This window comes from Streptomyces glaucus, assembly GCF_039533365.1.
GTDB lineage: Bacteria > Actinomycetota > Actinomycetes > Streptomycetales > Streptomycetaceae > Streptomyces > Streptomyces glaucus.
Window position 1 is genome coordinate 1 of sequence record NZ_BAAATK010000041.1, and the last position, 14,279, is coordinate 14,279.

At 73.2% G+C, this 14,279-nt stretch carries 12 protein-coding genes; 9 read left to right on the forward strand and 3 right to left on the reverse strand.

Annotated elements, in window-relative coordinates:
• Positions 1-199: 199 nt before the first annotated feature.
• The 4 genes from hutU to hutI are packed head-to-tail and all read left to right on the forward strand — an operon-like array spanning position 200 to position 5,794.
• Positions 200-1,918 carry a urocanate hydratase gene (gene hutU, locus ABD363_RS24850; RefSeq protein WP_344607306.1) on the forward strand — a complete coding sequence of 573 codons (1,719 nt, stop codon included), beginning with the start codon at positions 200-202 and terminating at the stop codon, positions 1,916-1,918.
• A complete protein-coding gene (locus ABD363_RS24855; RefSeq protein ID WP_344607308.1) occupies positions 1,915-3,138 on the forward strand; it encodes an allantoate amidohydrolase in 1,224 nt (407 codons plus the stop codon). Before hutU ends, ABD363_RS24855 begins: the two co-directional genes overlap by 4 nt.
• Positions 3,135-4,472, forward strand: a complete 1,338-nt coding sequence (locus ABD363_RS24860; RefSeq protein ID WP_344607310.1) for a formimidoylglutamate deiminase — start codon at positions 3,135-3,137, stop codon at positions 4,470-4,472. The genes ABD363_RS24855 and ABD363_RS24860 overlap by 4 nt, the downstream gene beginning before the upstream one ends.
• Positions 4,469-5,794, forward strand: a complete 1,326-nt coding sequence (gene hutI / locus ABD363_RS24865) for an imidazolonepropionase (protein WP_344607312.1) — start codon at positions 4,469-4,471, stop codon at positions 5,792-5,794. Before ABD363_RS24860 ends, hutI begins: the two co-directional genes overlap by 4 nt.
• A gap of 40 nt (positions 5,795-5,834) precedes the next feature.
• On the opposite strand, the gene ABD363_RS24870 is transcribed toward hutI, so the two are convergent.
• Positions 5,835-6,785, reverse strand: a complete 951-nt coding sequence (locus tag ABD363_RS24870; RefSeq protein WP_344607314.1) for an RNA polymerase sigma factor SigF — start codon at positions 6,783-6,785, stop codon at positions 5,835-5,837.
• Between the two features lie 239 nt (positions 6,786-7,024).
• Here ABD363_RS24870 and ABD363_RS24875 point away from each other — a divergent pair, with 239 nt between their 5' ends.
• Together ABD363_RS24875 and ABD363_RS24880 are read left to right on the forward strand one after the other, a co-directional pair.
• The gene (locus tag ABD363_RS24875) at positions 7,025-7,402 is read left to right on the forward strand and encodes an STAS domain-containing protein (protein ID WP_344607316.1); all 378 of its coding nucleotides are present in this window, start codon (positions 7,025-7,027) and stop codon (positions 7,400-7,402) included.
• 244 nt (positions 7,403-7,646) lie between these two features.
• Positions 7,647-8,222, forward strand: coding sequence for an ATP-binding protein (locus ABD363_RS24880; protein ID WP_344607318.1), 576 nt, complete (start codon positions 7,647-7,649; stop codon positions 8,220-8,222).
• A gap of 213 nt (positions 8,223-8,435) precedes the next feature.
• On the opposite strand, the gene ABD363_RS24885 is transcribed toward ABD363_RS24880, so the two are convergent.
• Positions 8,436-9,932 (reverse strand): oligopeptide:H+ symporter, encoded by a 1,497-nt coding sequence (locus ABD363_RS24885; RefSeq protein ID WP_344607320.1) that lies wholly within the window; start codon positions 9,930-9,932, stop codon positions 8,436-8,438.
• 501 nt (positions 9,933-10,433) lie between these two features.
• On the opposite strand from ABD363_RS24885, the gene ABD363_RS24890 reads away from it, so the two are divergent.
• Positions 10,434-11,111 carry a response regulator transcription factor gene (locus ABD363_RS24890; protein WP_344607322.1) on the forward strand — a complete coding sequence of 226 codons (678 nt, stop codon included), beginning with the start codon at positions 10,434-10,436 and terminating at the stop codon, positions 11,109-11,111.
• Positions 11,112-11,142: 31 nt separating this feature from the next.
• On the forward strand, positions 11,143-12,414 hold the full coding sequence (locus ABD363_RS24895; protein WP_344607324.1) for an ATP-binding protein: 1,272 nt from the start codon (positions 11,143-11,145) through the stop codon (positions 12,412-12,414).
• A 15-nt stretch (positions 12,415-12,429) separates the two neighbouring features.
• Here the strand turns inward: ABD363_RS24895 and ABD363_RS24900 are convergent, their stop codons facing one another.
• The gene (locus ABD363_RS24900) at positions 12,430-12,930 is read right to left on the reverse strand and encodes a GtrA family protein (protein ID WP_344607326.1); all 501 of its coding nucleotides are present in this window, start codon (positions 12,928-12,930) and stop codon (positions 12,430-12,432) included.
• A gap of 142 nt (positions 12,931-13,072) precedes the next feature.
• On the opposite strand from ABD363_RS24900, the gene ABD363_RS24905 reads away from it, so the two are divergent.
• A complete protein-coding gene (locus ABD363_RS24905; protein ID WP_344607328.1) occupies positions 13,073-14,212 on the forward strand; it encodes a 5-(carboxyamino)imidazole ribonucleotide synthase in 1,140 nt (379 codons plus the stop codon).
• Positions 14,213-14,279 lie beyond the last annotated feature (67 nt).

The window sequence follows — 14,279 nt, forward strand, 5'->3', positions numbered from 1 at the left end:
GGCCGCCGCCGTCGTGGCCCCGGCGGCCCCGCCCGCTCCCGCCGCGCCGGTGTCCGCGCCCGCGCGCCCGGCCGGGCACCCGCGACGCGCCCGCGCCGGGACACGGCCGTATTGACTAGCTCTATTCACGAAGCAAGGATGTGAATATCCGCTGTGGCAGCGGCCTCGTCCGCCGGGAGCGACCGCCAGGAGGCAGACCATGTCAGGACCCCGCCCGCCCGCCTCCCCCCACCGCCCCGGAACGGAGCCCTACGGACCGCCCCCCGGCCCCGTCCGGGCACCGCGCGGCACCGGGCTGAGCGCCCTGGGATGGCAGCAGGAGGCCGCCCTGCGGATGCTGCGGAACAACCTCGACCCCGAGGTCGCCGAGCACCCCGAGAAGCTCGTCGTCTACGGCGGCACGGGCAAGGCGGCCCGCGACTGGCGGTCCTTCGACGCCATGGTGCGCACGCTGCGGACCCTGAAGCAGGACGAGACCATGCTCGTCCAGTCCGGTCGCCCGGTCGGCGTCCTGCGGACCCACGAGTGGGCCCCGCGCGTGCTCATCGCCAACTCCCACCTCGTCGGCGACTGGGCCACCTGGGAGGAGTTCCGCCGCCTGGAGGCCCTCGGCCTGACCATGTACGGGCAGATGACCGCCGGCTCCTGGATCTACATCGGCACCCAGGGCATCCTCCAGGGCACCTACGAGACGTTCGCCGCGGTCGCCGCGAAGAGGTTCGGCGGCTCGCTCGCCGGGACGATCACCCTCACCGCCGGCCTGGGCGGCATGGGCGGCGCCCAGCCGCTCGCCGTGACGATGAACGACGGCGTGGCGATCTGCGTCGACTGCGACCCGCGCGCCATCGAGCGCCGCATCGAGCACCGCTACCTGGACCTGCGGGCCGACTCCCTGGACCACGCGCTGCGGCTGGCCGTGGAGGCCCGCGACGCCCGCCGGCCGCTGTCGATCGGCGTCCTCGGCAACGCCGCCGAACTGGTCCCGCGGCTGCTCGCCCTGGGCGCCCCCGTCGACATCGTCACCGACCAGACCTCGGCCCACGACCCGCTGAGCTATCTCCCGCTCGGCATCGCCTTCGAGGACATGGCCGAGGCCGCCGCCGAGGACCCGGCCGGCTTCACCACCCGCGCCCGCGAGTCCATGGCCCGGCACGTCGAGGCCATGGTCGGCTTCCTGGACGCCGGCGCCGAGGTCTTCGACTACGGCAACTCCCTGCGCGGCGAGGCACGACTGGCCGGATACGACCGGGCGTTCGCCTTCCCCGGCTTCGTCCCCGCCTACATCCGGCCCCTGTTCTGCGAGGGCAAGGGCCCCTTCCGCTGGGCCGCCCTGTCCGGCGACCCCGCCGACATCGCGAAGACGGACCGGGCCGTCCTGGAGCTGTTCCCCGAGAACGATTCCCTGGCCCGCTGGATCCGCCTGGCCGGGGAGCGGGTCCGCTTCCAGGGCCTGCCCGCCCGGATCTGCTGGCTCGGCTACGGCGAACGCGACCGGGCCGGCGAGCGGTTCAACGACATGGTGGCGAGCGGCGAGCTGGCCGCGCCCGTCGTCATCGGCCGCGACCACCTCGACTGCGGTTCCGTGGCCTCCCCGTACCGCGAGACCGAGGCCATGCTCGACGGCTCCGACGCGATCGCCGACTGGCCGCTGCTCAACGCCATGGTGAACGTGGCCTCCGGCGCCTCCTGGGTGTCGGTCCACCACGGCGGCGGCGTCGGCATGGGCCGGTCGATCCACGCCGGGCAGGTCACGGTCGCCGACGGCACGCCGCTCGCCGGGGAGAAGATCCGCCGGGTGCTCACCAACGACCCGGGCATGGGCGTCATCCGGCACGTCGACGCCGGGTACGACCTCGCGGAGTCGGTGGCGGCCGAGCGGGGCGTGCGGGTGCCGATGCGCGAGGGTGACGACACGTGACGTTCCACGGCATGTGGGCGGAGCTGCTGCCCGTCGGCCGCAGCGCCGCCTCCGGCGGGTACCGCCGGTTCGCCTGGACCGGCGCCGACGCCGAGTGCCGGGCCTGGTTCCGGGAGCAGGCCGAGGCACGCGGACTGGCCTACGAGACCGACCGCAACGGCAACCAGTGGGCCTGGCTCGGCGACCCCGCCGCCGGGGACGCCGTCGTCACCGGGTCGCACCTGGACTCCGTACCGGACGGCGGCGCCTTCGACGGGCCGCTCGGCGTCGTGTCCGCCTTCGCCGCCCTGGACGAACTGCGCGCCCGGGGAGCGCGGTTCACCCGCCCGCTCGGCCTGGTCAACTTCGGCGACGAGGAGGGCGCCCGGTTCGGCCTCGCCTGCGTCGGCTCGCGGCTCACCGCAGGGCGGCTCACCGCCGAGCAGGCGCACCGGCTGACCGACGCCGACGGGATCACCCTGCCGCGCGCCATGGAGGCCGCCGGACACGACCCCGGCGCCCTCGGCCCCGACCCGGAACGGCTGGCCCGCATCGGCGCCTTCGTCGAACTCCACGTCGAGCAGGGCCGGGCGCTGGACCTGTCCGGCGACCCGGTGGGCGTCGCGAGCGCCATCTGGCCGCACGGGCGGTGGCGGTTCGACTTCCGGGGCGAGGCCAACCACGCCGGCACCACCCGGCTCGCCGACCGGCGCGACCCCATGCTGCCGTACGCCCGGACCGTGCTCGCCGCCCGCCGCCGGGCCGAACGCGCCGGTGCCGTCGCCACCTTCGGCAAGGTCGCCGTCGAGCCGAACGGCGTCAACGCCGTCCCCGCCCTGGTGCGCGGCTGGCTCGACTCCCGCGCGCCCGCCCAGGACACCCTCGACGCCGTGGTCGGCGGCATCGAGGAGGCGGCCCGCGAGCACGCCGCCGCGCACGGCGTCGGCCTGGACGTCGTCCGCGAGTCGTTCACCCCCCTCGTCGAGTTCGACCACGCCCTGCGCGACGAACTCGCCCGCATCCTGGGCAGGACCGGTCAGCCCGGGCTGAAGGTCCCCGTCCTCGGCACGGGCGCCGGACACGACGCCGGGATCCTCGCCGGGAGCATCCCGACCGCCATGCTGTTCGTGCGCAACCCCACGGGGGTCTCGCACTCCCCGGCCGAGTCCGCGGCCGAGGACGACTGCGTGGCCGGGGTCCTCGCCCTCGCCGCCGTACTGGAAGGGCTGGCCTGCCGGTGACCCCGACGACCTACTGGCTGGAGCACGCCTGGCTCGGCGGGACCGTCGAACCGGGCGTGGCCGTCGACGTCCGGGACGGCCGCGTCGCCGCCGTGCGCACGGACGTCACCGCCCCGCCGCCCGGCGCCGAGGTGCTGCGCGGGCTGACCCTGCCGGGCCTGGCCGACGCCCACAGCCACGCCTTCCACCGCGCCCTGCGCTCCACCGTCCAGACCGGCTCCGGCACCTTCTGGACCTGGCGCGAGGTGATGTACTCCGTCGCCCAGCGGCTCACCCCGGACACCTACCACGCGCTGGCCCGCGCGGTGTACGCCGAGATGGCCCTCGCCGGCATCACCGCCGTCGGCGAGTTCCACTACGTCCACCACGCCCCCGGCGGCGCCCGCTACGCCGACCCCAACGCGATGGGCGAGGCCCTGATCGCGGCCGCCGCCGAAGCCGGCATCCGGATCACCCTCCTCGACACCTGCTACCTCTCCGCCGGCTTCGGCCGGCCGCCCACCGCCCACCAGCTGCGCTTCTCCGACGGGACGGCCGAGGCCTGGGCGGAACGCTGCTCGGACCTCGAGAACCGGGACCACGCGCGGATCGGGGCGGCGATCCACTCGGTACGGGCCGTGCCCGCCGGCCAGCTGGCGACCGTGGCGCGGTGGGCCGAGGAGCGGCGGGCCCCGCTCCACGTGCACCTGTCGGAGCAGCCCGCGGAGAACGACGCCTGCCTCGCCGCCCACGGCCGCACCCCCGCCCGGCTCCTCGCCGACCACGGCGTGCTCGGGCCGCGCACCACCGGCGTCCACCACACCCACCTCACCGACGACGACATCGCCCTGATCGGCCGCAGCTCCACCGGCACCTGCATGTGCCCGACCACCGAACGCGATCTCGCCGACGGCATCGGCCCCGCCACGGCCCTCCAGCGCGCCGGCTCCCCGCTCTGCCTCGGCTCCGACAGCCACGCCGTCATCGACCTGCTGGAGGAGGCCCGCGCCCTGGAGCTGAACGAGCGCCTGCGCACCCGCAGGAGAGGCCACTGGACGGCGGCCGCCCTCCTGCGGGCGGCCTCGGCCGACGGCCACGCGGCCCTCGGCTGGGACGACGCCGGTGCCCTGGAGCCCGGCGCGCTCGCCGACTTCACCACGATCGCCCTCGACTCGGTCAGGACGGCAGGGCCGCCTCCGCGGCTCGGGGCCGAGACGGCCGTGTTCGCCGCGACGGCAGCGGACGTGTCGCACACGGTCGTGGCGGGCCGGCCCGTCGTACGGGACGGGGTCCACCTCCTCGTACCGGACGTGCCGAAGGCCCTCGCGGACGCCGTCGCAGCCCTGCGCGGATGACCCCCGGCCGCCCGCCCGCGCGGCCCGCACCCGGACCCGACCCCACCGCCGACCAGGCCAGCAAGGACGCCATGAGCAACGCGACGACCGTCAGCCCCGCCAGCTCCGCGAGCACCGCCAGCACGCTCATCACCAACATCGCCGTCCTGGTCACCAACGACCCCTCCCTGGGACGGGGGTCCCCCCGCTCGAGCACGTTCGAGAGCGGGGGAGAAACCCCCCTCGGACTGGTCCGGGACGCGGCCGTCGTCATCGAGGGCGACCGCATCGCGTGGACCGGTGACCGAAGCAAAGCACCCGCCACTGACAACCGGGTCGACGCGGGCGGCCGGGCGGTCCTGCCCGGCTTCGTCGACTCCCACTCCCACCTGCTCTTCGCGGGCGACCGCGCCGAGGAGTTCAACGCCCGCATGTCCGGCCGCCCCTACGGCGCGGGCGGCATCCGCACGACGGTCGCCGCCACCCGCGCCGCGACCGACGAGGAACTGGAGGCGGGTCTCACCCGCTACCTCGCCGAGGCGCTCCGCCAGGGCACCACCACCTTCGAGACCAAGTCGGGCTACGGCCTGACCGTCGCCGACGAGTCCCGCGCCCTGCGCATCGCCGCCCGCCACACCGACGAGGTCACCTACCTCGGCGCCCACGTCGTCCCCCCGGAGCACGCCGGCGACCCGGACGCCTACGTCGCCCTCGTCACCGGCGAGATGCTCGACGCCTGCGCCCCCCACGCCCGCTGGATCGACGTCTTCTGCGAGCGCGGCGCCTTCGACGGCGACCAGGCCCGCGCGATCCTCACCGCGGGGAAGGCGAAGGGCCTGCACCCGCGTATCCACGCCAACCAGCTCTCCCACGGCCCCGGCGTCCGGCTCGCCGTCGAACTCGACGCGGCCAGCGCCGACCACTGCACCCACCTCACCGACGCGGACGTCGACGCCCTGGCCGGCAGCCGTACCGTCGCCACCCTGCTGCCCGGCGCCGAGTTCTCCACCCGCGCCGAGTGGCCCGACGCCCGCCGCCTCCTCGACGCGGGCGTCACCGTCGCCCTGTCCACGGACTGCAACCCGGGCTCGTCCTTCACCTCCTCCGTCCCCTTCTGCATCGCGCTCGCGGTGCGGGAGATGGGGATGACCCCGGACGAGGCGGTGTGGTCGGCCACGGCGGGCGGCGCGGCGGCCCTGCGCCGCACCGACATCGGCCGCCTCACCCCGGGCGCGTACGCCGACCTGCTCGTGCTCGACGCCCCGAGCCACGTGCACCTGGCCTACCGGCCGGGGGTGCCGCTGGTGAGCGAGGTGTGGCGACGGGGCGTCCGGGTCTGCTGAGAACGGGGGCGGCACGGCCCCGGCGGCGGCCGGGGGCCGGTCACTCCTCGACCGTCAGCCCCTTGCGCAGCCGTACCAGCGTCCGCGACAGCAGCCGCGACACGTGCATCTGGGAGATGCCGAGTTCGTCGCCGATCTCCGACTGGGTCATGCCGGCGACGAAACGGAGGGAGAGGATCTTCCGGTCCCGGGACGGGAGTTCGGCGATCAGCGGCTTCAACGACTCGATGTACTCGATGCCTTCGAGCCCGTGGTCCTCGTAGCCGATGCGGTCCGCGAGCGTGCCCTCGGTGTCGTCCTCCTCCGGCTGCGCGTCCAGCGACGAGGCCGTGTACGCGTTCGCCGCCGCCATGCCCTCGACGACCTCGTCGGCGGAGATGCCGAGCCGCTCGGCCAGTTCGGCCACCGTCGGGGCCCGGTCGAGCTGCTGGGCCAGCTCGTCACCGGCCTTGGCCAGGTCCAGCCGGAGCTCCTGCAGCCGGCGCGGTACGCGCACGGACCACGAGGTGTCGCGGAAGAAGCGCTTGATCTCGCCGATGATGGTCGGCATCGCGAACGTGGGGAACTCCACGCCGCGGGAGAGCTCGAAGCGGTCGATCGCCTTGATCAGGCCGATGGTGCCGACCTGGATGATGTCCTCCATCGGCTCGCTGCGCGAGCGGAAGCGGGAGGCGGCGAACTTGACGAGGGCGAGGTTGAGTTCGACGAGCGTGTTGCGCACGTACGAGTACTCGCGGGTGCCTTCCTCCAGCGACTCCAGGCGCTCGAAGAGGGTCCTGGACAGGGCTCGCGCGTCGACCGGACCCACCTCGTCGTACGGGGGGATCTCCGGAAGTCCGGTGAGCGCGCCGGGCTGTTCGACGAGGTCGTCGTATCCGTCCGCGCCGGGCAGGGCGCGCTGCTCGCGGGGATCCAGGAGCTCCGGAGGGGGTGTCGACGTCGCTTCGCGGGTACGCGATGCGTCGAGCCGGGGTGACATGATGTCCTCCATCGTTCTCGGCATACGGCTGCCGAAGCCAGTACGTGCACTGCGGTGTGCGGCGCCTCCAAAGCCGGCCGTGTCGGGTGCGTGTCTTTACTAGCCCTACCCGCTTCACCGAACCCACCGCAAGTGCGTTCTGTGCACTTGTGTCCGTTTGTGTGCAGTTGTTCGGGTGTCGGAGCGCGTGGGGAAGGCGTAGTGTTCGAGGGCGTCAGTAAGCAGCCACGACGTCGGGAGAGAGAGACGGCATGGACCGCGGGACGGTCGGCAGCGCACAGTCGGGCCGGCTTCTGGTGGAGGTGCGGGAAGAGGGCCCTAGTGCCGTCGTGACTCCGGCGGGTGAGCTCGATCACCACACCGCCGATCTGTTGCGTGAGCCACTCGAGGACTGCCTCGCCAAGGGATTCAACCGGCTCGTCATCGACTGCGCGCGCCTGGAGTTCTGCGACTCCACGGGGCTGAACGTCCTGCTGGGCGCGCGGCTGAAGGCGGAGGCCGCCGGGGGCGGGGTGCACCTCGTGAGGATGCAGCCGGTCGTCGCGCGGGTGTTCGAGATCACCGGGGCGGACGCGGTGTTCGCCGTCCATGACACGCTCGAGGCCGCCCTGGCCGACGACTCCGGCTGAGCGGCGGATGCGCAGGTCCGCGGAGCGTGCCCGTCCCGCTGCGGCCGGCGATTTCCGCCCGCCGCCGTTTCCGGCCCGATCCAAGGGTGTTCGGCCGGTCGGGTCGGGCAGGAGAGATGCGAAACACATCGGCCGCCGGGGCGGCGGGACGCCGAGAACCGGCGCACCGCCGTACTGCGTGAGTGCAAGTGACCGTGTACGACTTCCACATCCTGAACTGGTGAATCGGTGAGGTGAAGCGCTGATGAGCACCACCCGGCCCTACCCGCCGGGCGACCGCGGTCCGGAGCCCAGCGGCGCTTCCGGTGCCTCCGAGGGGGGCGTGGCGGCGGCCGGTGTTCCCGAGGGGGGCGTGGCGGCGGCCGGTGCCTCCGCAGGGGGCGAGGCCGGGCCGTCCGCGTCGTCGGCGGGCCGCCAGGTCCGCAGACTGAGCTTCGACGGCGAGAGCGGCGTCGTCCCGCTCGCCCGCGACTTCACCCGCCAGGCCCTGTACGCGTGGGGCTGGCTGCCCGCCGACACCGCCGACCAGCGGGCCGCCGCCGAGGACGTACTGCTCGTCGTGTCCGAACTGGTCACGAACGCCTGCCTGCACGCCGAGGGGCCGGACGAACTGTGGATCACCTGCGACAAGAAGGTGATCCGGATCGAGGTCTCCGACCGGGGCACGGGCCAGCCGGCCCCCCGCACCCCGCACCGCGCGGGGCGCCCCGGCGGCCACGGGATGTTCATCGTGCAGCGGCTGTGCCTGGACTGGGGGGTCGTACGGACCCCGGGCGTCGCGGGCAAGACCGTCTGGGCGGAACTCGGAGCGCCGGCCTAGACGGCCCGCCCGGCCGGGGAGCGCGCGGTGCGGACCTCCGTGCCCGGCGCCCCCGCACCGCCCTCGCGGCCCGCGGGGACGGCGGCCCGGCCGACGGGTGCCCGCCGGTCGCCGCCGGCCCCGCCGAACGCCCGGAGGGCCACCGCATCCGTCCGATGCGGTGGCCCTCCGTCGTGAAAGCCCGGCGTCGCGCGGGAGCCCGTCGGCGGGCTCTCAGCGGACGTCCCCCATGAGCTCCTTCACCTTGTTGCGGTACATCCACACCGCCACGCCGGCGACCACGGCGAGCGTGGCCTCCAGGGCCACGATGCCCGTCTTGTTCAGGTCGACGCCGGCGAGGGAGAGCAGGCCGGTGGTGGCGTCACCGGCGGTGACGGCGAGGAACCAGACGCCCATCATCTGCGAGGCGTACTTCGCGGGCGCCATCTTCGTGGTGACCGACAGGCCGACCGGGGAGAGCAGCAGCTCACCGACGGTCTGCGTGAAGTAGATCGCCACCAGCCACAGCGCCGCCGCCTTGTGGCCGCCGTCCGCGATCGACAGCGGGGCGAGGAAGAGGAAGAAGGACGCGCCGACCAGCACCAGGCCGGAGGCGAACTTCACGATCGTGCTGGGCTCCTTGCCGCGCCGGTTCAGCGCCAGCCAGAACCAGGCGAAGACCGGGGCCAGCGCCATGATCAGGACCGGGTTGACCGACTGGTACCAGGAGACCGGGAACTCCCAGCCGAGGACGCTGTTCTCGGCGGAGGAGTCGGCGAAGATCGACAGGGTCGAGCCGCCCTGGTCGTAGATCATCCAGAACACGGCAGCGGCGACGAAGAACCAGATGTAGGCCGACATCTTGGACTGCTCGGCGCGGTCCAGCTCCTTGTCGCGCTTGATGCGGACCAGGACGAGGGTCGGGATGATCACACCGAGGAGGGTCAGCGGGACCAGGACCCAGTTCAGGGTGTAGTGGCCGGAGAAGCCCAGGACGGCGTACGCGACGACGGCGATGCCCGCCCAGAGCGCGGCCTTGCGCAGCGTGGCGGCCTTCTCCGCGGCGGACAGCGGCTTCGGCACGACGCTGGAGTGCGGGTCCAGGTGGCGGCTGCCCAGCAGGAACTGGGCGAGGCCCAGCGCCATGCCGAGCGCGGCGAGCGCGAAGCCCAGGTGCCAGTCGACGCTCTCGCCGATGGTGCCGATGATCAGCGGGGCGGCGAAGGCACCGAGGTTGATGCCCATGTAGAAGACGGTGAAGCCGCCGTCGCGGCGCGGGTCGTCCGGCCCCTTGTACAGGTGGCCGACCATCGTGGAGATGTTGGCCTTCAGCAGGCCCGAACCGATGGCGACCAGGCCCAGGCCCGCGTAGAACGTGCCGGAGGACGGCAGCGCCAGCGTGAGGTGACCGAGCATGATGACCGCGCCGGCCACGGCGACCGTCCTGCGCGGTCCCCAGACGCGGTCGCCGAACCAGCCGCCCGGCATGGCGAGCAGGTACACCAGCGACACGTACACCGAGTAGATCGCGGTCGCGGTGCCGGCGTTCAGGTGCAGTCCGCCCGGGGCGACGAGGTACAGCGGAAGCAGAGCCCGCATGCCGTAGTAGGAGAAGCGCTCCCACATCTCGGTCATGAAGAGAGTGGCCAGACCCCGGGGGTGGCCGAAGAAGGTCTTCCCGGAACCGGGGGTGGCCGGTTGGACCGAGTCCTTCGTCAGGCTGGACGCCATGGTCGTTCCTTGCTGGTCGGGACGCGTCACCCGAGGAGCGCGCCCGGTGGGGGGCGGCCGGCACCGGCGGGTCCCGCCCTCCGCCCGACGCCCACGGGCCGGCCGCTCCGGATCGCGGAGCGGCGGACGGCGACCACCGGGATCCACGCCTCTACGCGCGTCACTGCGCGGCGAGGCCCGGCCACAGGTCGTTCCTTTCCAGGGCTGGCCGTGGGCCAGCCCGCACACAAAAGAGACCTTCAGCGTCGAACAGCGCCAAAGGTCCCCGTGGTGCTACAGGCGTTCATTCACCATACGGCAGGACACTGCCGGACATGGAAGGACTTGAGACATGGATCACAGGCTTGGAGGGAACCGAAGGCGGCTTTTCCAAGGTCCTCATCGGGTTGTCACCTTACGGCCGCCGGTTTGTATCGTTGCCGCACAAAGGGAGGGGCGGGGGAGGGGCCGGGCTCCGCGATCATGCATCGGCCGTCGACCCGGGCGGACTACCATCACTTCATGACCCGAGTACTGCTCGCCGAGGACGATGCGTCCATCTCGGAGCCGCTGGCCCGCGCACTGCGCCGGGAAGGGTACGAGGTCGAGGTGCGCGAGGACGGCCCCGCCGCCCTCGACGCCGGGGTCCAGGGCGGTGTCGACCTGGTCGTGCTCGACCTGGGTCTGCCCGGCATGGACGGCCTGGAGGTGGCCCGCCGGCTGCGCGCCGAGGGGCACACCGTGCCGATCCTCATCCTGACCGCGCGCGCCGACGAGGTGGACACCGTCGTCGGTCTCGACGCGGGCGCCGACGACTACGTCACCAAACCCTTCCGGCTCGCCGAGCTGCTCGCCCGCGTCCGCGCCCTGCTGCGGCGCGGCGCCGCCGAGCCGCAGCAGCCGTCCGCCACGCACGGGGTGCGCATCGACGTCGAGTCGCACCGGGCGTGGATGGGCGACGAGGAGCTGCAGCTCACCGCGAAGGAGTTCGACCTGCTGCGGGTGCTGGTGCGGGACGCCGGCCGGGTCGTCACCCGCGACCAGCTGATGCGCGAGGTCTGGGACACCACCTGGTGGTCGTCGACGAAGACCCTCGACATGCACATCTCCTGGCTGCGCAAGAAACTCGGGGACGACGCGGCCAACCCCCGCTACATCGCCACCGTGCGCGGCGTGGGCTTCCGCTTCGAGAAGAACTGAACGCCCACCGGCCCCCCGCGGGTGAGAGAACATGCGCCGTCGCCTGATCCAGTCCACGCTCGCCGTGGTGCTCGTCGTGATCGCCGTCTTCGGCGTCTCCCTCGTCGTCGTCGAGAGCCGGACGATCAGCAGCAGTGCCCAGGAACGCGTGGAGCTGGAGGCCGCCCGGCTGGCCAGCATCGTGGACAGCCGTCTACTGGGCGCCGGGACCGTCGACGCCGACGTCCTGCGCGGCCAGGTCGCCCGGGGCCGGTACGCCGTGATCCGGATCCCGGGGCAGCGGCCCATCGAGGTCGGCGACAAGCCGCGGGGCGGGGTCATCCGCGGCGAGGCCACCGGCGAGGAGGGCGAGCAGGTCGTCGTCGAGGAGCCGAGGTCCGCGGTGACCCGGGAGGTCGGCCGGACCCTGGTGATCATCGCGCTGGTGGCGCTGCTGGCGGTGGTGGCCGCGGTGCTGCTGGCGGTCCGCCAGGCCAACCGGCTCGCCTCCCCGCTCACCGACCTCGCCGAGACCGCCGAACGCCTCGGCTCGGGCGACCCGCGCCCGAGGCACAAGCGGTACGGCGTCCCCGAGCTGGACCGGGTCGCGGACGTGCTGGACGCCTCCGCCGAGCGCATCGCCCGGATGCTGACCGCCGAGCGCCGCCTGGCCGCCGACGCCTCCCACCAGCTGCGCACGCCGCTGACCGCGCTGTCCATGCGGCTGGAGGAGATCACCCTCACCGACGACCCGGACACGGTGAAGGAGGAGGCGACGATCGCGCTGTCGCAGGTGGAGCGGCTCACGGACGTGGTGCAGCGGCTGCTGACCAACTCCCGCGACCCGCGCAACGGCTCGGCCGTCACCTTCGACCTGGACGAGGTCATCCAGCAGCAGATCGCGGAGTGGCGCCCCGCCTACCGCAGCGCGGGCCGGGCGATCGTGTGCTCCGGCAAGCGGCATCTGCACGCCGTGGGCACGCCGGGCGCGGTGGCGCAGGTGCTGGCCGCGCTGATCGAGAACTCCCTGATGCACGGCGGCGGCACGGTCGCGCTGCGCACCCGGGTGACGGGCAACCAGGCGGTGGTCGAGGTGGCCGACGAGGGCCCGGGCGTCCCCGCCGACCTGGGCGCGCGGATCTTCGAGCGCACGATCAGCGGGCACAACTCCACGGGCATCGGCCTGGCCGTCGCCCGCGACCTGGCGGAGGCCGACGGGGGCCGGCTGGAACTGCTCCAGGCCAAGCCGGCGGTCTTCGGCCTGTTCCTGTCCCGCACCCCGCCGCCGGGCAAGACGCCGGCGGGCGAGCCCACCGTCCGGTAGGCCCGGCCGGCGCCGTCACGCGCGCTGGCGGGCCTTCGGCTTCCTCGCCGTCGTCCCCGGCAGGGACTCCGGGCCGGCCACCGCGGTCCGGCCCGGCAGCGCCCGGAACACCCACGTCCGGTACGACCAGAACCGGAACAGCGTGGCGATGCCGATGCCGAGGAATTTGAAGACGTTGCTCTGCAGCGGGCCGTCCCAGCCGAAGCCGTACGTCGCCGTGTACAGCACGCCGTTCTCGATCACCAGTCCGGCCGCGCTGAACAGCAGGAACAGCGACATCTCCTTGGTGCGGCGGCTCTTGTCGCGGTCCCGGTAGGTGAAGTAGCGGAAGCCGACGTAGTTGAAGACGATCGCGACGACGGTCGCGACGACGCTGGCCCGCACCACCGGCAGGTCGGTCAGGTGCCGGACCAGGTTGAACACGCCGAGGTTGACGAGCAGACCCGCCCCGCCCACCGCGCCGAACCTGGCGGCCTCGTGAACGAGCCGTCGGAGTCCCGAGGAGCCGTGTCCCATGACCGTGCAGGCCCCCGTCCGTGAGGTTGCGTCAACCCCGTCATGCTAACCACCCACCCGTGCGATCTTCCTGTGGACGGGTTCCGGGGGCCGGTCGGAGGCCGGAAACAGGGCACCGTGGCGCGGCCGATACCCTAGGAGCGTGACGTTCCCGGTAGTCGGCATGGTCGGCGGGGGCCAGCTCGCTCGTATGACACACGAGGCGGGCATCCCGCTGGGCATCAGGTTCAAGCTCCTCAGTGACACGCCCCAGGATTCCGCGGCGCAGGTGGTGAACGACGTCGTCGTCGGCGACTATCGCGACCTGGACACGCTGCGTGACTTCGCGCGCGGCTGCGACGTGATCACCTTCGACCACGAGCACGTGCCCACCGAGCACCTGCGGGCCCTGGAGGCGGACGGCATCCCCGTGCGCCCGGGGCCCGACGCGCTGGTGCACGCCCAGGACAAGGGCGTGATGCGCGCGAAGCTCACCGCGATCGGCGTGCCGTGCCCGCGGCACCGCATCGTCTCCGACCCGGACGACGTGGCCGCCTTCGCCGCGGAAGGGGAGGGCTTCCCGGTCGTCCTGAAGACCGTCCGCGGCGGCTACGACGGCAAGGGCGTGTGGGTCGTGCACTCGGTCGAGGAGGCCGCCGAGCCGTTCCGCGCGGGCGTCGCGGTCCTCGCCGAGGAGAAGGTCGACTTCGTGCGCGAGCTGGCCGCCAACGTCGTGCGGTCCCCGCACGGCCAGGCCGTCGCCTACCCGGTGGTCGAGTCCCGGCAGGTGAACGGCGTCTGCGACACGGTCATCGCCCCCGCCCCCGACCTGGACGAGGACCTCGCGCTCAGGGCCGAGGAGATGGCCCTGACCATCGCCAAGGAACTGGGCGTCGTCGGCCACCTCGCCGTGGAGCTGTTCCAGACCCGCGACGGCCGCGTCCTCGTCAACGAGCTCGCGATGCGCCCGCACAACTCCGGCCACTGGACGATGGACGGCGCGATCACCTCCCAGTTCGCCAACCACGTCCGGGCCGTCCTCGACCTGCCGCTCGGCGACCCCCGCCCGCGCGCGAAGTGGACGGTGATGGTCAACGTCCTCGGCGGCGACTACCCGGACATGTACTCCGCGTACCTGCACTGCATGGCCCGCGACCCCCAGCTCAAGATCCACATGTACGGCAAGGACGTGAAGCCCGGCCGCAAGGTCGGCCACGTCAACACCTACGGCGACGACCTGGACGACGTGCTGGAACGCGCCCGTCACGCTGCCGGCTACCTGAGAGGCACGATCACCGAATGAGCCCGGCCCACCCGTCGCCCGACCACCGCTTCGCGACCAGCGCCGACGCGCGCCCCCTGCCCTCGGT